We start from the raw sequence: 18,262 nt of genomic DNA on the forward strand, positions 1-18,262 counted from the left end.
AGCGGTCTAGGCGGGAACCGCCGCACGGTGATACCGGTTCAGCGACGGAAGATCTCAGGAGAACACGCATGTCCGACGCCGCCCAGACCCCGACCCAGCTGCTCGTCCAGGCGAGCGTTTCCGGCACGATGAAGGTCGAGAGCCGCGATGGCGACAGCGTCGGCTCGGTCCACGCGTTCATGGTCCACAAGGGCACCGGCCGCGCGACGCACGCCGTGCTCAGCCTCGGCGGCTTCCTCGGCATGGGCAAGAGCTTCTACCCGCTGCCGTTCGCGCTGCTCCAGTTCGACGCGGTCCGCGACCTGTACGTCGTCACGATCGACAAGCGCGTCCTCGAAGGCGGCCCCAGCTGGGCGAACAACGCCCCCGTCTTCGATCAGGCCTATGCCGACCGCGTCGCGAGCTATTACGGGTCGAACAGCGAAGACCTCGTTATCGGCTAAACTTCGGTTGCCGCGCGGCTACGTGTCGCGCGGCGTCGAGCTTCTCGTTCGGCTTTCCAGAAAACGCATTTAACTGATCGCAAGTGCCTACGCCATTGCAGGGATGCGGTCAGCCGATCGTTGTGGACGTGCGCCTCAAGCTGCGAATTTGGCTGCGTATATCGCGGGTCGATATCGAGGCTCGGGTATATCGAAACCCTGCTCCTGCGCCGTTGCGAGCCATCCCGTCACCGCATCGCGGATATTCGAGATAGCTTCATCGGGCGTGTCGCCATGCGCGGAGCACGGGCGAAGATCCGGCACGTCTGCTATCCAGCAGGCATCCTCTGCCGACCAGAATACATTGATATGATAACGTGGGTAGCTCATCATCAATACTCAAATCATATTCTTCGACCATATCAAGAAATTGGTCGACTTGGTAGCGCTTGGCGTCCTTGCCCGATGGCTGGATGGGAAAAGGTCTCGGGACCGACCTGTGGATGTACTGCCGATGACTGCCGATGGTCCGGGCGTGCTGAAATCCAAACGCTGCCAGTAGCCGCTCGAAATCGTGGAAGGGCAGTGTGCCCCTTCTATTGGCCAGCAACCACGCGTAGAGTTTCGCTGTCTGGGTCATTCGACGAGATTCCGTTTGAGCATAGCCGGAGACTATCGTCCGCCACTCATGGAATCTCGTCAAACCTATAAGCCGAATTACATCAACGCGAGCGCGAGCCGCCCATCCGCATCTTCTGGCTCTTCCCATAGCGCGTTTTCCGCGTCCCCGGCTTGCCCTCGTTCGAGCGGCCCATGACCGGCGCCTTTTGCTGGTCGACCGGCAGACCCAACTCCTCGTTCTCCAATTGGCGGATCTCGTCGCGCAGCCGCCCCGCGGTCTCGAATTCGAGATCGGACGCTGCCTTGCGCATCTGCTTTTCCAGATCCTCGATATACGCACGCAGGTTGTGGCCGACCATGTGCGGGCGGTCCTCGTCGATCGGGATCGTCACCTGATCCTGGCTCGCGACGTGCGCGATGATGTCGCCGATGTTGCGGCGGATCGTCGTCGGCGTGATGCCGTGTTCGGTGTTGTACGCGACCTGCTTCTCGCGGCGCCGCGCGGTCTCGTTCATCGCGCGCTCCATAGAGCCCGTGACGCGGTCGGCGTACAGGATCACGCGCCCGTCGACGTTACGCGCCGCGCGACCGATCGTCTGGATCAGCGAGGTCTCGGAGCGCAGGAAGCCCTCCTTGTCCGCATCGAGGATCGCGACCAGCCCGCATTCGGGGATGTCCAACCCCTCGCGCAACAGGTTGATGCCGATCAGCACGTCGTACACGCCGAGCCGCAGGTCGCGGATCAGCTCGATACGCTCGAGCGTCTCGACGTCGCTGTGCATGTAGCGGACCTTGATCCCCGCCTCGTGCATATACTCGGTCAGATCCTCCGCCATCCGCTTCGTCAGCGTCGTGACGAGCGTGCGGTACCCTAGAGCCGTCGTCTTCCCGACCTCGACGATCAGGTCCTGCACCTGCTCCTCGACCGGCTTGATCTCGACGGGGGGATCGATCAGCCCGGTCGGACGGATGACCTGTTCGGCGAACACGCCGCCGGTCTGCTCCATTTCCCAGCTGCCCGGCGTCGCCGAGACATAGGTCGTCGGCGGGCGCATCGCGTCCCATTCGTTGAACCGGAGCGGCCGGTTGTCGATCGCGCTCGGCAGGCGGAAGCCATATTCGGCAAGCGTCAGCTTGCGGCGGTGATCGCCGCGCGACATGCCGTTGATCTGGCCGATCGTGACGTGGCTCTCATCGACGAACAGTAAAGCGTTGTCGGGCAGATATTCGAACAGCGTGGGCGGCGGCTCACCCGGCATCCGGCCGGTGAGGAAGCGCGAGTAATTCTCGATCCCCGCGCACGACCCAGTCGCCGCGATCATCTCGAGATCGAAGTTCGTCCGCTGCTCCAGCCGCTGCGCCTCGAGCAATTTGCCCTCGAGCACCAGCTCCTTCAGCCGCTCGGCCAGCTCGTGCTTGATCGCCTCGCCCGCCTGTTTCAGCGTCGGGCCGGGCGTCACGTAATGCGAGTTCGCATAGACGCGCACGGAGTTCAGCGACGCGACCTTCTTGCCGGTCAGCGGGTCGAACTCGGTGATCTCCTCGATATCGTCGCCGAAGAACGAGATACGCCACGCGCTGTCCTCGTAATGCGACGGGAAGATTTCGAGCGTGTCGCCCTTCACGCGGAAATTGCCGCGCTGGAACGCGGCGTCGTTGCGCTTGTACTGCAGCGCGACGAGCTTGCGCACGATCTCGCGCTGGTCGACCGTCGTGCCCTTTTTCAGGTCGAAGATCATCGCCGAATAGGTTTCGACCGAACCGATGCCGTACAGGCACGAGACCGACGCGACGATGATCACGTCGTCGCGTTCGAGCAGCGCCCGCGTCGCCGAATGCCGCATCCGGTCGATCGACTCGTTGGTCGAGGATTCCTTCTCGATATAGGTGTCCGACCGCGCGACATATGCCTCGGGCTGGTAATAATCATAATAGCTGACGAAATATTCGACCGCGTTGTCGGGGAAAAACGACTTCATCTCGCCGTAGAGCTGTGCCGCCAGGATCTTGTTGGGCGCGAGGATCAATGCGGGGCGCTGCACGCGCTCGATCACGCTCGCCATCGTGAAGGTCTTGCCCGACCCGGTGACGCCGAGCAGCACCTGGTCCTTCTCGCCCTCGCCGATTGCCGAGACCAGCTCGGCGATCGCGGTCGGCTGGTCGCCCGCAGGGGCGTAGTCGCTGACGAGCTTGAACGCCTTGCCGCCCTCGACCTTGGCAGGCCGCGCGGTCGGGCGGTGCGGGACGAAGCTTTCGCCTGTTTCGGGCTCGGCGAGACTGGTGCGGATCTGAATGGCCATCGAGGGGGAATATGGGGAACAGATGGAGCGACGGCAACGGCGTTGGATGCTCCATCATTCCACTAACCACCCGTCATCCTCGCGCAGGCGGGGATCCATAACCTACGCCGTCAGCAATTTAAGGGAGAGCGTTGCCAGTCTGGATTCCCGCCTGCGCGGGAATGACGAGCGTTTTGATGCGGCGGCCTTTGTGCCCCCCCAAGCTTTGCTGTTGTTGACCCATACCCCGCGCGCCAATACTGCGACCGTTTCGCAAGCCATCGATCCGCCGGCGCCCCGCCGCGCAGGCCAAGGAAAAGACGCATGACCGCCCCTATCATCGCCGAAACCCGCGCGCCCGCGCTGATCCCCGAAACCCCCGCGTTCCTCAACGCCAAGGTCCTCTGGGTCCGCCACTGGAACGAACATCTGTTCAGCTTCGCGATCGAGCGGCCGTCGAGCTTCCGCTTCCGCTCGGGCGAGTTCGTGATGATCGGCCTCCCCCAGGCGGGCGGCAAGCCGATCATGCGCGCCTATTCGATCGCGTCCCCGCATTATTCGGAAGAGCTCGAATTCCTGTCGATCAAGGTCGAGGACGGCCCGCTGACCTCGAAGCTCCAGCTGATCCAGCCGGGCGACGAAGTGTATCTCGGCAAGAAGCCGACCGGCACGCTGGTGCTCGACGCGCTGCTCCCGGGCAAGCGCCTCTTCATGTTCTCGACCGGCACCGGCCTCGCGCCGTTCCTCAGCCTGATGCGCGATCCCGACGTCTATGCCGCGTATGAGCAGGTCATCGTCGTGCACAGCGTGCGCCGTGTGAGTGATCTCGCCTATCATGACGAGATGGTCGGGTTGCTCGCCGAGGACCCGCTGATCGCCGACGAGGCCAGCACGCAGTTCCACTACATCCCGACCGTGACGCGCGAGCCGTTCCGCACCACGCGACGGATCGGCGCGCTGATCGAGGATGCCTCGCTGTTCGGCCACCCGGTGCGCGGCGAGCAGAAGCTCGACCCCGAGACCGACCGCGCGATGCTGTGCGGCTCGACCGAGATGATCAAGGAATTCGCGGTGATGCTCGAGGCGAACGGCTTCGAGGAGGGCGCGAATTCGAAGCCCGGCACGTTCGTGATCGAGCGCGCCTTCGTCGGCTGAGCCGCCGTCATCCTGACGAAAGTCAGGATCCAGAGCCACATAGCGCGAGCATCGTGGCTCTGGATCCTGGGTCGAGCCCAGGATGACTGGGTAGGTGAGTGGCAGGCGCATTGTCTCCGCCGCGGAACCGGTCGATATGCCTCCTCAAGCACCAAGAGGAGAGACCCATGATCGGCTACGCAACGCTCGGCACCAACGATATCGACGCCGCGCTGACCTTCTACGACGCGCTGCTCGCGACCGCCGGCGGCAAGCGGCTCATGCAGATGCCCGACGAGCGCCAGCTGACCTTCTACGGTGCCGGCGCGGACAAGCCGATGCTGGTGGTCGGCAAACCCTATGACGGCCAGGCCGCGACCGCCGGCAACGGCACGATGGTCGCGCTGGCAGCGGATTCGCGCGCGCAGGTCGACCAGGTCCATGCCAAGGCGATCGAACTCGGCGGCGCGGACGAAGGCGCCCCCGGCCTGCGCGGCCCCGAAGAAATGGGCTTCTACGGCGCGTATTTCCGCGATCTCGACGGCAACAAGCTTTGCGTCTTCAAGATGGGGTGAGCGGGCGGCACGAATAAGCGACGACCAGCCCGACTAAGTCACCACCCCGGCGAAGGCCGGGGCCCAATTGGAAAGGTGGCAGTAATGAAGCGCTGTCCCCTGCCAGTAGCCTCCCCCGATTGGACCCCGGCCTCCGCCGGGGTGGTGGCTCTATCGGTGCTGCTACGCGGCAAGCTATCCGAGACAGATACCCCGGCCTACCGCAGTGCCCGAACCGCCGCGGTATCGAGGCATTTCAGCAAAGCCGCCCGCGGCATCGGCGTCCCCGTCACCGGCTTCACATATCCCCCAACTTCCACCGGCCGCCCGATCGCCACCGGCGCGAACCCGCTCTGCCCGGTACACCGCACCGCCGCCGCGAGCAGCTTGGGCGGCGTGTCATACCCCTCGAACGACAGCCGGAACGTCCCCCAGTGGATCGGGATCGCCCGCGCGGCGCCCAGCCGGCGATAGACCTCGACCGCATCGACCGGCCCGATATGGCTGCCCGACTCCATCTGCCCGTCGACGAACCGGAACGCGCCGATCGGGATCAGCGCCAGCCGGATCGGGCCAAGCGCCGCAGCCTCGACCGGCCATTGCCCGTCACCCATTCCCGTATCCCCCGCAAAGAACACGTTCCCGCCCGGCAGCGTCACCACGAAGCTCGACCACAACGCCCGGTTCCGATCGCTGAACCAGCGGCTGCCCCAATGATGGTTGCGAGTCACGCTGACCGACACGCCGGGCTTGATCGCCACACGCTGCCCCCAGTCGAGCGCGGTCGCCGTCGCACCGGTCTGCCCGATCACGCTGTCGTTCCCCAAGCTCGTGACGATCCGCGGCCGATCGCGCCGCCACAGACGGCCGAGCGTCGCCTTGTCGAGATGGTCGTAATGATCGTGGCTGACCAGCACGAGGTCGATCTTCGGCAGCGCATCGAAGGCAATCCCCGGCTCGGCGACCCGACGCGGCCCCGCGCCGAGCGGCCCCGCTTTCTCCGCCCACACCGGATCGGTCAGGATGTTGAGCCCCTGCGTCTGGATCAGTACGCTCGCATGGCCGACCCACGTCACGACCATCCGCTCGCCCTCGACTCGCGCGGGCGGCGCTATCGGCCGTACCGCCACCGAACTGGGCCAGGCCGGCCGGCCGTCGCTGCCCGTGAAATAGCGCCAGAAGAAGCTCGCGCGCCCGCCGCCTGCCGGCTGGATTTGCTGCGTATCAGCGTCGTTGTCGGGGTTCGCGAATCGCTCGCCGTCGAAATGCGCAGTCGCCGGCCCCCGATAATAAATCCGGTCGAGGAACCTCGGGACGATCGTCACCGCCAGCGCGACGACCACGATCGTCAGCAGCACGACACTCCCGACGATCTTCAACACCAGCCGCACGTCGTTCCCCTATCCGTTACCGCTTCATAACGCATCGTCGACACCATCGTTCAGGCCGCTTGGCGCAAGCCATGAACCTCGATAGCCTCGCGCCAAAGGGGATTCGAAAAATGCGTAAGCTTATCATCGGGCTATTGCTCGCGACCGCGATTCCAACGGTCGCGCAGGCGAAGACGGTCGTGGTCGAGGAGCAGTCGATCGACCAGCTCCAGGCGATGATGACCGCGGGCAAGGCGAGCAGCGTCGATCTCGTCCGCGCCTATCGCGCGCGGATCGCCGCGATGGACCGCGCCGGGCCAGCCTTGCGCGCCGTCATCGCGCTCAACCCCGACGCGCTCGCGCAGGCCAGGGCGCTCGACGCCGAACGCAAGGCCGGGCGCATCCGCGGTCCGCTCCACGGCGTGCCGGTGCTGATCAAGGACAATGTCGAGACCGCCGACGCGATGCCGACCACCGCGGGCAGCCTTGCGCTGAAGGACAACATGACCCGCCGCGACGCGCCCGTCGTCGCGCGGCTCCGTGCCGCGGGGGCGGTGATCCTCGGCAAGACCAACCTCAGCGAATGGGCGAACATCCGCTCGACCCGTTCGATGAGCGGCTGGAGCGCGGTCGGCGGTCTGGTCCGCAACCCCTATGCGCTCGATCGCACCGCCTGCGGCTCGTCGAGCGGCTCGGGCGCGGCGATCGCGGCAAGCTTCGCGGCGGCGGCGATCGGCACGGAGACCGACGGCTCGGTCGTCTGCCCGTCGTCGATCAACGGGCTCGTCGGACTGAAGCCGACGCTGGGGCTCGTCAGCCGCACGCATGTCGTGCCGATCAGCCATAGCCAGGATACGCCCGGGCCAATGGCGCGCAGCGTGCGCGACGTCGCGACGATGGTCTCGGCGATGATCGCGGCCGACCCGGCGGATCCGGCGACCGCGGGGGCAGGGGCCTACCAGCGCGACTATGCCGCAGCCCTCTCGACCAGCGCGCTGTCGGGCCTGCGTGTCGGCGTGCTCCGGCCCGAGATGACCGCGGACGTCGCCGCCAGATACCAGGCCGCGCTTGACGTGCTGAAGGCCGCAGGCGCGGTCCTCGTCGAGGTCAAGCAACCCAAGCTCGACGGTCTCGGCGAGGCCGAGTTGCTGGTTCTCCAGACCGAGCTGAAGGCCGATCTCGACACCTATCTCGCGACCACACCCGCGGCGGTCCGCACGCGCTCGCTCGATCAGGTGATCGCGTTCAACACCGCGAACGCGCCGACCGAGATGGCGTTCTTCGCCCAGGAAACGTTCGACGCAGCGGCCAAGACCAAGGGCCTGGGCGACCCCGCCTACAAGGCCGCGCGCGCGAAATCGCTGCGCCTCGCGGGCGCGGAAGGGATCGACGCGATGCTCAAGAGCGCGGGCGCGACCGTGCTGGTAGAGCCGACCTACGGCCCCGCCTGGCTCAGCGAACCGGTCTACGGCGATCAATATGGCGGCCCGAGCTCGAGCGAACTCCCGGCGGTCGCGGGCTATCCGAACCTGACCGTGCCGATGGGGCTCGTCCGCGGCCTGCCGGTCGGCCTGTCGTTCATCGCGACCAGATACGGCGACGCGGCAGTGCTCGGCGCCGGCTATGCGTACGAACAGCGCGCAAAAGCCCGCATCGCCCCCCGCTACCTGCCGACCGCCGACGTCGGCCCCGGCTTGGAAGCGGCCCGCTAGCCTCCCACACCTGCCGTCATCCTGACGAAAGTCAGGATCCAGAGTAAAGAGCGTGGCGCCAATGGCTCTGGGTCCTGACTTTCGTCAGGATGACGGGTGGGGGGACTGTGCGCGTCGGAGCGGACGCGGGAAAATGGTTCAGCGCACCCGCCGCGCGAAATTCCACTGCCACAGCATCAGCAGCGGCACGACGACCGTTTCCATCACCAGCCCGAGCACATGCCCCTGCGACGGCACCCCCACCGCCAGCAACGAAACCCCGCGCGACAGTCCCCCAACGACGATCAACCCACCCAGCAACCGGAACCGCGCACCCTTGCGCTCGACATCCGGAATGCAGCTGACGAAGCCCAGCCCCGTCGCGAAGAAGATCCCCGAGATATAGCGGAAATGGCTGTCCAGATCGCGCGGCACCTCGGTCAGGTGCCCGAACGGCGCGGGGCCATGCAGCACGCCCTGGCCGCCGACGATCAGCGGCAACAGGCACGCGATCGCGATCACCGCCTGCAACAGGCGCTTCTCGATCATGGCAGGTCCCTCAGCAATTCCGGACGGATCCGGAAGGCCCGCAACGACATCCTGACCTCAAAAATGAACGAGACCAGCGCAGCGATCAGCAGGATCATCGCGAGGATGAAGCACAAGGCGACCGCCGTACCGAAATGCAGCTTGGCAAGCTCGGCGATGAACAGCAGCGCGATCAGCACGCACGTCATGATCGCGCTCGACACCGCGAGGAACAGCGCGGCGTTGATGATCGTCATGCGCCGGTCGAGCAGGCGCAGTTCCCAGCCATAGCGCGTCCGTTCGGCGGGCGAAAAATCGGGATGCAGCTGCTCCAGTTTTCGCGCCCGGTCGATCACGCGCGAGAGCCGCCCCGCCAGCACGTTGAGCAGCTGGCCGATACCGGCGAGCATGAACACCGGCGCAAGCGAGAGCTGGATCGTCTGGGCGATCGTCGAAATGGCGGGGATCGTCGGCATCGCTGTACCATGATGGCTAATGCGGCCGATTGGAAGGACGCGGCGTGGCGAAACCTCGCTGTAATCGGGCGACAACCGACGAAATGACATGCAATTCGGCCCCGCCACGCGCTATCGGAGGTCGCATGTCCAAGCCGATGCTCCTGGCCGACTTCGTCCGCTTGCCGCCGACCGTGCGCGGTGACGTGGTCGAAGGGCTGGCCGCGGCGATCGACATCGTCGCCGAGCGCGGGCCGCCGAGCCACCGCTTCCTTCGCTTCGGCTGGTACGCCGCCGCGCTGGCCGCTTATGGCGGCGCGGCGCGAACGCTGGTCGTCGAGGAGGATGGCGCGCCGGTCGTCGCGCTGCCGTTCGTCGGGCATCGCCGGTTCGGGGTCGCGGCGGTTCCGGGATGCCGCTGGCCGTTCCGCAGCGTCGGCGTGGCGCTGGGCGCGACCGACGCCGCGCTCAGGATCGCCCTCGTGACGCTGGCCGCGCAGATCAACGGCCTGCGCTTGGGCCCGATCCGCGACGGCGATCCCGCCGCGACCGCGCTGATCGCCATCGCCCGCGCGCAGGGCTGGATCGCGCTCGAGCGCACGCCCGGACGCGCTGCGCCGACCCCGCTCGACGACCGCGCATTCTGGCGCGCGGCGGTGGCCGATCCGGTGCTCGCCCGGATGATCCGCCTGTCGGAGGCCTCGATCGATGGCGCGGGCGGTGCGATCGCGATCGAAACCGGCGACGGCATCTACCGTGCCGCCAGAAATGCCTCCGGCCAGCCGATACCATCACTGGAAAGCGCGCCGACCCGCGAATGGCTTTTGCTCAGGCCCGGTCTGCCCGCGCTACTAGGCCGCGTGTTCGGCTGGGTCTGGATGCGGACCGGTCGCCCCCACTGGTAGCCTATCGGGCAGCCCGTCTTGTCCCCTGCATGATGAACTCTGCGTCTCGGCACGCCGGCGAGGCCTCGACCGCCCGCGCAAAATCCTACCCGACGCTCGCCGAAAATCCGTTCGCAGCGCAGCGCAAGACCCCCAGCTGATCGTCGACCGCGCCGAACGCGTGGCCGAGCTGGTCGATCTCGGAGGCCACGGTCTCGGTGTCCTCGCGGATCGTGGCGATGGTGTGCGCCATCAGATCCGCCGCCAGCGCGGTTTCGTCGACCGCCGCGGTGATCGCGCTGACGGTCTGCGCCTGCGCCTCCATCGCGTGCCGGATCCGCGCGGCGCTGCGCTGGACCTCGGCGACGGTCGACTTGATCTGGGCATTCGTCGCGACCGTTGCCGCGGTTGCCGACTGGATCGCGGCGATCTTCGCGGCGATGTCGTCGGTCGCGCGCGCAGTCTGGTTGGCCAGCGATTTCACCTCCTGCGCGACCACCGCAAAGCCGCGCCCGGCATCGCCTGCGCGTGCCGCCTCGATCGTGGCGTTCAGCGCGAGCAGATTGGTCTGCCCGGCGATGGTACGGATCAGGCCCAGGATCGATTCGATCGACTTGGCGTGCTCGCTCAGCGCTTCCGATACGCCGACCGCCTCGCCGGTCTGGGCGGAGGCGCGGTCGGCAATCGTGCCCGCGGCCTCGACTTCGCCGCGGGCGTCCTCGATCGCGCGGATCAGCCCGGCGGTGGTGCGTGCCGCCTCGCGCATCGCCACCGCCGACTGTTCCGCCGCCGCCGCGACCTCGCTCGTGCGGCCGATCATGCCGCGGGTCGAGGCCGATGTCCCGGCCGCCTGCACGCGGATCCGCGCACCCAGCGCCGCGGTATCCTCGATCGATGCGGCGATGCTGCTGCGAAACTCGGTCGCCCGCGTCTGTCGTTCGATCCGTGCCGCCTCCGCATCGCTCGCGCCGAGATGCGATGCCATGATATCCGCCTCGATCAGCGCCAGTCGCTGGACCACGTCGCTCAGCGTCCGCATCCCCGACAGGTCGCCCGTGAGCCGATCCGCCAGCAGGTTCAGCGTCACGCTGTGCGCAAAGGCCAGCGACGACAGCAGCGCGGGCAGGGGGACGCCCGCGCGATGCGAATCCTGCGCATGGTCGATCGCCATCGCCTTCCACGCATCGTCGTTGGGGGCAACGTATTTCAGCCGCACATATTCGGTGCTCGCGGCGATCCGCTGATCGAGCAGCGCGGGCGTGAAATGCCGCAGCAAATGTTGCGCCGAGTCGAGCGAGAGGTAATGGCGCCAGAAGGTCTCGGCGATCTGGCGCCGATCCTCGGGTTCCAGCAAAGCGCTGAGCGTCGCGCAGGCGGGCTCGATCAACCCGTCCCAATCATAATCATGCACACGCTCGCGCAGCGGCCGCTGATCACCGCCCCAGTTGCGCGCCGGACTGCGGGTCTTGGTCTCGCCGGCCGGGACGGCCATGCTCTCCTGGTGATCGATCATAGCCCCTCCTGAGCGTCATTCATGCGGCGACTTTGGCGACGAAATCCCCTGCGCTGTTCTTCAGATTGCCGAGCCGCGAGTCGAGCACGTCGAAGCCGCGGCCGACGCCGTCGATCTCGGTCGCGACCGTCTCGGTATCCTCGCGAATCGCCGCGATCGTGGTCGACATCGAATCTGCGGCGAGCGCCGTCTCGTCGACCGCTGCGGTGATCGCGGTCACGGTCTGCGCCTGCGCTTCCATCGCATAGCGGATCCGGTCGGCGCTCTCCTGCACCTCCGCCACGGTCGACTTGATCGACGCGTTGGTCTCGACCGTCGAGCGGGTCGCGGACTGGATCGCGGCGATCTTCGCGGCGATGTCGTCGGTCGCGCGCGCGGTCTGGTTGGCCAGGCTCTTGACCTCCTGCGCCACCACCGCGAAGCCGCGGCCCGCATCGCCTGCGCGCGCCGCCTCGATCGTCGCGTTGAGCGCGAGCAGATTGGTCTGCCCCGCAATGTCGCGGATCAGCCCAAGGATCGATTCGATCGACTTGGCATGATCGCTCAGTGTTTCGGACATGCCGACCGCCTGGCCCGCCTGCACCGACGCCCGGTTGGCGATCTCGGCCGCAGCCTCGACCTCGGTCCGCGCATCCTCGATCGCGCGGATCAGCCCGGCGGCGGTCTGCGCGGCTTCGCGCATCGCGACCGCGGATTGCTCGGCGGCCGCGGCGACTTCGCTCGCCTTGCCCAGCACCGCGCGGGTCGACGCCGAACTGCGCATTGCCTGCTCGCGCAGCATATGCCCTTCGTCGGTCGCGGTCTCGACCATCGCCGCAATGCCGTCGCGGAACTCCGCCGCCAGCGTATCGCGCGCGTTCTGCGCGGAATGCGTGCTGTACGCGTTATAGATCGCGACGGTGATCTCGCCTTCCAGCGCGGACAGTCGCATCAGCGTATCGATGAAGATCGGCAGCTTGGCGTCCGATCGGTCGACCCTGCGCATCAGCACCTCGAGCGCGGCACGGTCGCTCGCGCTGATCATCGACAGCAGCGCCATCGGCGATACGGACGCGACATAGGCGGCGGCGACCGACCGCTCGACCGACTCGATCCAGGCGCGCCCGCTCGTCTCGAGGAAGCGATTGCGCAGGAACGTGCAGCCCACCTCGATCATCCGCTCGGTCTCGTGCGGCGCCCAGATCCGTTCGTCGGAGAAGCAGCGCAGCCACTGCTCCCAATACGCTTTCGAGACATGCGTGATCTCGGGCGCGAGCGCGGCCCAGACTTCGCGACTTGCGCCAGCCAGCGAGCCGTCGAAGTCGAACACGCGCAGACGGGCGGCCAGGTCGACGGAGGCGGCGATCACGCCGGGTTCCGGCAGGTCGGTGGTGGTCAAGATGCTGGGCTCCGGATCGGGAATACCGGCCCAGCGCTACACCGCATGTCTTAAGAGCGGGTTAGGGATGGGGCCGTGTCGACCGCGTCGCGGACGATTTCGAAACCGCATTGATGCGTATCTGCGTCGTCGAGCCGCGTGGAGCGCCAACCATTGCCTTGGGTTATCGGATCGCCCCCAATGGGTTGCATCGCAGCACATGGTGGCTAATAGGTCGCCCGATCTCTATATTCCGGGCCAAGACCGTTTTTGGTTCGTCATCTTCTGGTTCGAGGACTCCGCCCTTGGCATCGCGCAACCCGGCACGCCCGCTTTCTCCCCATCTGCAGGTCTATAAATGGGGCCCGCACATGCTGGTCTCGATCCTGCACCGCGCGACCGGCAGCGGGATGGCGACCGTCGGCAGCCTGCTGCTCGTCTGGTGGCTTGCCGCGATCGCCGCGGGGGATCAGGCGTATGCGACCTTCGTCGACGTGTTCACCACCGACACCGGTGGGCTCAACATCCTCGGCTATATCGTCGCGGTCGGGCTGACGCTGTCGCTGTTCCAGCACATGATGACCGGCATCCGCCACTTCGTGCTCGACACCGGCGCAGGCTACGAACTCAAGCGGAACAAGATGGGCGCGATCGCGACGATGGTCGCAAGTGTCGCGCTCACGGTCGTGTTCTGGCTCTACATGGGGATCAAGTAATGGGTAGCGGTACGGCAGTCGGTCGCGTCCGCGGCCTCGGCAGCGCCAAGCACGGCACGCTTCACTGGTGGCGGCAGCGGCTGACCGCGGGGTCGAACCTGTTCCTGATGCTCTGGCTGATGATCTCGGTCGCGCGGATGCCGGGCTATGATTACGCCGCGGTCCATCTGTGGCTGCAATCGGCCTGGGTCGCGGTGCCGATGGCGCTGCTGATCGCGTCGGTCTTCTACCATTTCCGTCTCGGTCTTCAGGTCGTGATCGAGGATTACCAGCATGGCGAGAGCCGTGTCGTGGCGATGATCCTGCTCAACCTGTTCACCTTCACGCTGGGCGGCATCGCCCTGTTCGCGATCCTCAAGGTCGCCTTCTCCGGAGCCCCTGCGTAATGTCTGCTTCGTACAAGATCATCGATCATACCTATGATGCGGTCGTCGTCGGGGCCGGCGGCTCGGGCCTGCGCGCCACGATGGGCATCGCCGAGAGCGGCCTGAAGACCGCGTGCATCACCAAGGTCTTCCCGACCCGGTCGCACACCGTCGCCGCCCAGGGCGGCATCGCCGCCTCGCTCGGCAACAACTCGCCGGATCACTGGACCTGGCACATGTTCGACACCGTCAAGGGGTCCGACTGGCTCGGCGACCAGGACGCGATCGAGTATCTGTGCCGCGAGGCCCCGCAGGCGGTCTACGAGCTGGAACATGCCGGCATGCCGTTCAGCCGTAACGAGAACGGCACGATCTATCAGCGTCCGTTCGGCGGCCACATGCAGAACATGGGCGAGGGCCCCCCGGTCCAGCGCACCGCCGCTGCCGCCGATCGTACCGGTCACGCGATGCTCCACGCGCTCTACCAGCAGAGCCTGAAGTACAACACGGACTTCTTCGTCGAGTATTTCGCGCTCGACCTGATCATGGAAAACGGCGTCTGCCGCGGCGTGATCGCTCTGTGCATGGAAGACGGCTCGATCCACCGCTTCCGCAGCCACCAGACCGTGCTCGCGACCGGCGGCTACGGCCGCGTCTATTTCTCGGCGACCTCGGCGCACACCTGCACCGGCGACGGCAACGCGATGGTGCTCCGCGCCGGCCTGCCGCTCCAGGACATGGAGTTCGTCCAGTTCCACCCGACCGGCATCTACGGCGCCGGCGTTCTCATCACCGAGGGCGCACGCGGTGAGGGCGGTTACCTGACCAACTCCGAGGGCGAGCGCTTCATGGAGCGCTATGCCCCGTCGGCGAAGGACCTCGCCTCGCGCGACGTCGTCAGCCGCTCGATGGCGCTCGAAATGCGCGAAGGCCGCGGCGTAGGCAAGAACGGCGACCACATCTTCCTGCATCTCGATCACATCGATCCCAAGGTGCTCGCCGAGCGCCTGCCGGGCATCACCGAGACCGGCAAGGTCTTTGCCGGCGTCGATCTCACGCGCCAGCCGCTGCCCGTCACGCCGACCGTGCACTACAACATGGGCGGCATCCCGACCAACTTCCACGGCGAGGTCGTCAACCTCGTCGACGGCAACCCCGACGCGGTTGTCCCTGGCCTGTTCGCGGTTGGCGAAGCGGCGTGCGTTTCGGTCCACGGCGCCAACCGCCTCGGCTCGAACAGCCTGATCGATCTGGTGGTGTTCGGCCGCGCGACCGGCCTGCGCATCAAGGACACGCTGAAGCCCGGCACCGCGCACGCGCCGCTGCCCAAGGGGTCGGAGGACATGGCCCTCACGCGTCTCGATCATTTCCGCAACGCGAGCGGTGGGTCGCCGACCGCGCAGATCCGTCTCGACATGCAGCAGACCATGCAGAAGCATTGCGCGGTGTTCCGCGACACCGAACTGCTGAACCAGGGCGTCGAGAAGATGGCCGGGATCTACAACCGGATGACCGATGTCGCCGTGAAGGATCGCAGCATGATCTGGAACACCGATCTGGTCGAGACGATGGAGCTCGACAACCTGATCGGCCAGGCGGTCGTGACGATGAACTCGGCGGCCAACCGCACCGAGTCGCGCGGCGCGCACATGCACGAGGATTTCCCCGAGCGTGACGATGCCAACTGGATGAAGCACACCATCACCACCTTCGACGGCTGGGGCGGCAAGGGCGGCGAAACCAAGATCGATTTCCGTCCGGTGCACGACTACACGCTCACCGACGACGTCGACTACATCAAGCCCAAGAAGCGGGTATATTGATGATTTGGGCCATCATCGCGATCGGGTTCCTCGTGCCCGTCGCGGTGGGGCTCCTGACGCGCTTCCCGCCGATGATCGCCGGATTTATCTGGCCGGCGCTCGTCGCGATCCTGACCGCGATCTACGTCTTCGGGATTGAAACCCCCGGCGCCGGCGAAGAGCCGCAGAAGATCGCGATCACCTTCTACGCACTCTTCTCGCTCGTCGGCGGCGTGCCCGGCGGCCTGGTAGGCTGGATCCTCCAGCACAAGCGCACAAACAGCCGCCCAGGCTAAGCCGTCCTCCTGCGAACGCAGGAGCCCAGGATCCCAAGCGCCGCGTCCCGTTACCCTGGCCTCCTGCGTTCGGAGGAGAACGCCGATATTGCGCGTCAACGCCCTCCCGCATCCGATCCGGCAACAGCGGACGGTGGCGCCCAGCCGCAATCCCGCGTAAACCGGCTCGCACACCCTGCGGCAAGGCGAGGCTGGACATGGCGCATTGGACGATCCGCGCGGACTATGATCCCGAAGCCAGCGTTTGGTATTCGGTAGACGGCGACATCCCCGGGTTTGCCGCAGACGCGACGACGTTGGAAGCACTGGCTGCAAAGGCAGGCGCCATGCTGCCAGACCTTCTCGACATTCATGCTGACGATATCGCCGACCCCGCGCGCCTCGCCGGGCCGCATCGCATCCGCATCATCGCGCATCACGAGCGGGACTTCGAGATTGCGGCCTGACCGGGCATGGTTCGGGGGTATGCCGCGCAGGTTCGCGCAATCCTGACGGCAAACGGGTGCATTTTCGTGCGAAGCGGCAAGGGCGATCACGAGATCTGGCACAGCCCGCTCGCACCCCGCCCGATCGTCGTCGATGGTACGATCCTGTCTCGCCATACGGCCAACGCCATATTGAAGCAGGCGGGGATCTCGACGAAGCTCTAGCCCGTCCTTTTGTGTCGCCGCCCGGAACTCGCCGCCCCTGCGAAAGTTGCCCGCGCATGACCGACACATCCCCCGCATCGAACGCTCGCAACTACCCGTTGCTCGCCGCCCCGCACGTCCACCTCCACGGCCCCGTCGACGACGCGATGTACGATAATTTCAAATCGCAACTCGCCGCGGCGCCTGCCGACGGCCCCCTCGTCGTCTCGATCACCACGCTCGGCGGCGATCCCGAGGTCGCGCGCGCGATGGGCGACAACATCCGCCTGCTCCGCGACTATACCGGCCGCGAGACGCTCTTCCTCGGCAAGGTCGCGGTCTATTCGGCGGGCGCGACGTTCATGTCCGCCTTCCCGGTCGACAGCCGCTTCCTCACGCGCGGCAGCCGGATCATGATCCACGAGCGCCAGATGCAGAGCACGATCCAGCTCAACGGCCCGCTCAACACGCTGTCCTATGCGCTCAAAGCCAAGCTCCACGAGATCGAGGACTCGATCAACATCCAGGAGGAGGGCTTCCGCGCGATCGTCGAGGGCTCGAAGGTTTCGCTCGAAGAGCTGAAGAAGAAGGCCCCCTCCAACTGGTACATCGAAGCCGAAGAGGCACGCGACCTGGGCCTCATCCTCGACATCATCTGACGGTTGCGGCGGTCCGTATCGCGCGCCACATATGACTCATGTTGCACCCGCGAAGCTAAGGATTTGCGGGCAGGGCCACTGTCATGTATCGGCTCTGACAACCTATTCATCACACTACGGACGGACCGCTCGCAATGGCCGAATTCTCGCTCCCGAAGAACAGCGTCGTCAAGAAGGGCGTCAAGCACGCCCCGGTGACTCATGGGACCAGCGGGGGCAAGCGCCTGAAATCCTTCAAGGTCTACCGGTACGATCCGGACTCGGGCGAAAACCCGCGCTACGACACCTTCGCGCTCGATCTCGACGAGACCGGCCCGATGGTGCTCGACGCGCTCATCAAGATGAAGAGCGAGCAGGACTCCTCGCTCACCTTCCGTCGTTCGTGCCGCGAGGGGATCTGCGGCTCGTGCTCGATGAACATCAACGGCAAGAACGGCCTGGCCTGCACGACCGCGATCGAGGATTGTAAGGGCGAGGTCCAGATCACGCCGCTGCCGCACATGGACGTGATCAAGGATCTGGTCCCCGATTTCACGCATTTCTACGCGCAATATTCGTCGATCAAGCCCTGGCTGCAGACCGTCACCCCGCCGCCCTCGGGCAAGGAGCGGCTCCAGTCGCCCGCCGACCGCTCGAAGCTCGACGGCCTGTACGAGTGCATTCTGTGCGCCTGCTGCTCGACCTCATGCCCGAGCTATTGGTGGAACAGCGACAAGTTCCTGGGGCCGGCGATCCTGTTGCAGGCCTATCGCTGGCTCGCCGACAGCCGCGACGAGATGACCGGCGAGCGCCTCGACGAGCTCGAGGATCCGTTCCGCCTGTATCGCTGCCACACGATTATGAACTGCGCGAACGCGTGCCCGAAGGGTCTGAACCCGGCGAAGGCGATCGCCGAGATCAAGAAGATGGAAGCCGAACGGGTCGTCTGATTTGATTGGTCGGCGGAGGGACTAACCTTCCTCCGACCCAGTTCCCTTCCCCCCCCCC

General features: G+C 66.1%; 21 protein-coding genes. 13 read left to right on the forward strand and 8 right to left on the reverse strand.

The window, feature by feature from the left end; genetic code table 11:
- The first annotated feature begins 68 nt into the window (after nt 1–68).
- Nucleotides 69–443: a PRC-barrel domain-containing protein gene (locus ASE88_RS10710; RefSeq protein ID WP_055875228.1), complete on the forward strand. Its 375-nt coding sequence runs from the start codon at nt 69–71 to the stop codon at nt 441–443.
- A 135-nt stretch (nt 444–578) separates the two neighbouring features.
- Here the strand turns inward: ASE88_RS10710 and ASE88_RS18370 are convergent, their stop codons facing one another.
- From ASE88_RS18370 to uvrB, 3 genes are read right to left on the reverse strand one after another with little or no spacing between them, the layout of a single operon-like run.
- Nucleotides 579–815, reverse strand: coding sequence for a type II toxin-antitoxin system HicB family antitoxin (locus ASE88_RS18370; RefSeq protein WP_321163413.1), 237 nt, complete (start codon nt 813–815; stop codon nt 579–581).
- Nucleotides 700–1,191, reverse strand: coding sequence for a type II toxin-antitoxin system HicA family toxin (locus tag ASE88_RS18375; RefSeq protein ID WP_321163414.1), 492 nt, complete (start codon nt 1,189–1,191; stop codon nt 700–702). The genes ASE88_RS18370 and ASE88_RS18375 overlap by 116 nt, the downstream gene beginning before the upstream one ends.
- Complete coding sequence (gene uvrB, locus ASE88_RS10715) at nt 1,145–3,343, reverse strand: excinuclease ABC subunit UvrB (RefSeq protein WP_056478026.1); 2,199 nt, start codon at nt 3,341–3,343, stop codon at nt 1,145–1,147. The genes ASE88_RS18375 and uvrB overlap by 47 nt, the downstream gene beginning before the upstream one ends.
- Nucleotides 3,344–3,646: 303 nt before the next feature.
- Here uvrB and ASE88_RS10720 point away from each other — a divergent pair, with 303 nt between their 5' ends.
- A complete protein-coding gene (locus ASE88_RS10720; protein WP_056478029.1) occupies nt 3,647–4,477 on the forward strand; it encodes a ferredoxin--NADP reductase in 831 nt (276 codons plus the stop codon).
- Nucleotides 4,478–4,644: 167 nt separating this feature from the next.
- The gene (locus tag ASE88_RS10725) at nt 4,645–5,031 is read left to right on the forward strand and encodes a VOC family protein (protein ID WP_056478030.1); all 387 of its coding nucleotides are present in this window, start codon (nt 4,645–4,647) and stop codon (nt 5,029–5,031) included.
- 197 nt (nt 5,032–5,228) lie between these two features.
- Here ASE88_RS10725 and ASE88_RS10730 read toward each other — a convergent pair whose 3' ends face one another.
- Nucleotides 5,229–6,401 (reverse strand): MBL fold metallo-hydrolase, encoded by a 1,173-nt coding sequence (locus tag ASE88_RS10730; RefSeq protein ID WP_082466493.1) that lies wholly within the window; start codon nt 6,399–6,401, stop codon nt 5,229–5,231.
- 110 nt (nt 6,402–6,511) lie between these two features.
- On the opposite strand from ASE88_RS10730, the gene ASE88_RS10735 reads away from it, so the two are divergent.
- Nucleotides 6,512–8,092 (forward strand): amidase, encoded by a 1,581-nt coding sequence (locus ASE88_RS10735; RefSeq protein ID WP_082466581.1) that lies wholly within the window; start codon nt 6,512–6,514, stop codon nt 8,090–8,092.
- A 138-nt stretch (nt 8,093–8,230) separates the two neighbouring features.
- On the opposite strand, the gene ASE88_RS10740 is transcribed toward ASE88_RS10735, so the two are convergent.
- Both ASE88_RS10740 and ASE88_RS10745 read right to left on the reverse strand, forming a co-directional pair.
- Nucleotides 8,231–8,620 (reverse strand): DUF4345 domain-containing protein, encoded by a 390-nt coding sequence (locus ASE88_RS10740; RefSeq protein ID WP_056478034.1) that lies wholly within the window; start codon nt 8,618–8,620, stop codon nt 8,231–8,233.
- On the reverse strand, nt 8,617–9,075 hold the full coding sequence (locus tag ASE88_RS10745) for a DUF2721 domain-containing protein (protein ID WP_055873373.1): 459 nt from the start codon (nt 9,073–9,075) through the stop codon (nt 8,617–8,619). Before ASE88_RS10745 ends, ASE88_RS10740 begins: the two co-directional genes overlap by 4 nt.
- Nucleotides 9,076–9,200: 125 nt before the next feature.
- On the opposite strand from ASE88_RS10745, the gene ASE88_RS10750 reads away from it, so the two are divergent.
- Nucleotides 9,201–9,959 (forward strand): hypothetical protein, encoded by a 759-nt coding sequence (locus ASE88_RS10750; protein WP_056478036.1) that lies wholly within the window; start codon nt 9,201–9,203, stop codon nt 9,957–9,959.
- A gap of 85 nt (nt 9,960–10,044) precedes the next feature.
- Here the strand turns inward: ASE88_RS10750 and ASE88_RS19800 are convergent, their stop codons facing one another.
- A complete protein-coding gene (locus ASE88_RS19800) occupies nt 10,045–11,451 on the reverse strand; it encodes a methyl-accepting chemotaxis protein (protein ID WP_235527906.1) in 1,407 nt (468 codons plus the stop codon).
- 19 nt (nt 11,452–11,470) lie between these two features.
- Nucleotides 11,471–12,814 (reverse strand): methyl-accepting chemotaxis protein, encoded by a 1,344-nt coding sequence (locus ASE88_RS10760; RefSeq protein WP_055875221.1) that lies wholly within the window; start codon nt 12,812–12,814, stop codon nt 11,471–11,473.
- A 299-nt stretch (nt 12,815–13,113) separates the two neighbouring features.
- On the opposite strand from ASE88_RS10760, the gene sdhC reads away from it, so the two are divergent.
- The 8 genes from sdhC to ASE88_RS10800 all read left to right on the forward strand — a co-directional run bounded on the left by sdhC (nt 13,114) and on the right by ASE88_RS10800 (nt 18,204).
- On the forward strand, nt 13,114–13,524 hold the full coding sequence (gene sdhC / locus ASE88_RS19525) for a succinate dehydrogenase, cytochrome b556 subunit (protein WP_056478038.1): 411 nt from the start codon (nt 13,114–13,116) through the stop codon (nt 13,522–13,524).
- A complete protein-coding gene (gene sdhD, locus ASE88_RS10770) occupies nt 13,524–13,910 on the forward strand; it encodes a succinate dehydrogenase, hydrophobic membrane anchor protein (protein ID WP_056478040.1) in 387 nt (128 codons plus the stop codon). The genes sdhC and sdhD overlap by 1 nt, the downstream gene beginning before the upstream one ends.
- Complete coding sequence (sdhA, locus tag ASE88_RS10775) at nt 13,910–15,712, forward strand: succinate dehydrogenase flavoprotein subunit (RefSeq protein WP_056478042.1); 1,803 nt, start codon at nt 13,910–13,912, stop codon at nt 15,710–15,712. Before sdhD ends, sdhA begins: the two co-directional genes overlap by 1 nt.
- Nucleotides 15,712–15,987 carry a hypothetical protein gene (locus ASE88_RS10780; RefSeq protein WP_056478044.1) on the forward strand — a complete coding sequence of 92 codons (276 nt, stop codon included), beginning with the start codon at nt 15,712–15,714 and terminating at the stop codon, nt 15,985–15,987. Before sdhA ends, ASE88_RS10780 begins: the two co-directional genes overlap by 1 nt.
- A gap of 197 nt (nt 15,988–16,184) precedes the next feature.
- Nucleotides 16,185–16,433 (forward strand): DUF1902 domain-containing protein, encoded by a 249-nt coding sequence (locus ASE88_RS10785; RefSeq protein WP_056478046.1) that lies wholly within the window; start codon nt 16,185–16,187, stop codon nt 16,431–16,433.
- Nucleotides 16,434–16,439: 6 nt separating this feature from the next.
- Nucleotides 16,440–16,637 carry a type II toxin-antitoxin system HicA family toxin gene (locus ASE88_RS10790; RefSeq protein ID WP_055873352.1) on the forward strand — a complete coding sequence of 66 codons (198 nt, stop codon included), beginning with the start codon at nt 16,440–16,442 and terminating at the stop codon, nt 16,635–16,637.
- Nucleotides 16,638–16,693: 56 nt separating this feature from the next.
- Complete coding sequence (locus tag ASE88_RS10795; RefSeq protein WP_055873349.1) at nt 16,694–17,275, forward strand: ClpP family protease; 582 nt, start codon at nt 16,694–16,696, stop codon at nt 17,273–17,275.
- Between the two features lie 134 nt (nt 17,276–17,409).
- A complete protein-coding gene (locus ASE88_RS10800) occupies nt 17,410–18,204 on the forward strand; it encodes a succinate dehydrogenase iron-sulfur subunit (RefSeq protein ID WP_055873347.1) in 795 nt (264 codons plus the stop codon).
- The last annotated feature ends 58 nt before the right edge of the window (nt 18,205–18,262 follow it).

This window comes from Sphingomonas sp. Leaf38 (genome assembly GCF_001421825.1).
In the GTDB taxonomy this organism is placed as follows: domain Bacteria; phylum Pseudomonadota; class Alphaproteobacteria; order Sphingomonadales; family Sphingomonadaceae; genus Sphingomonas.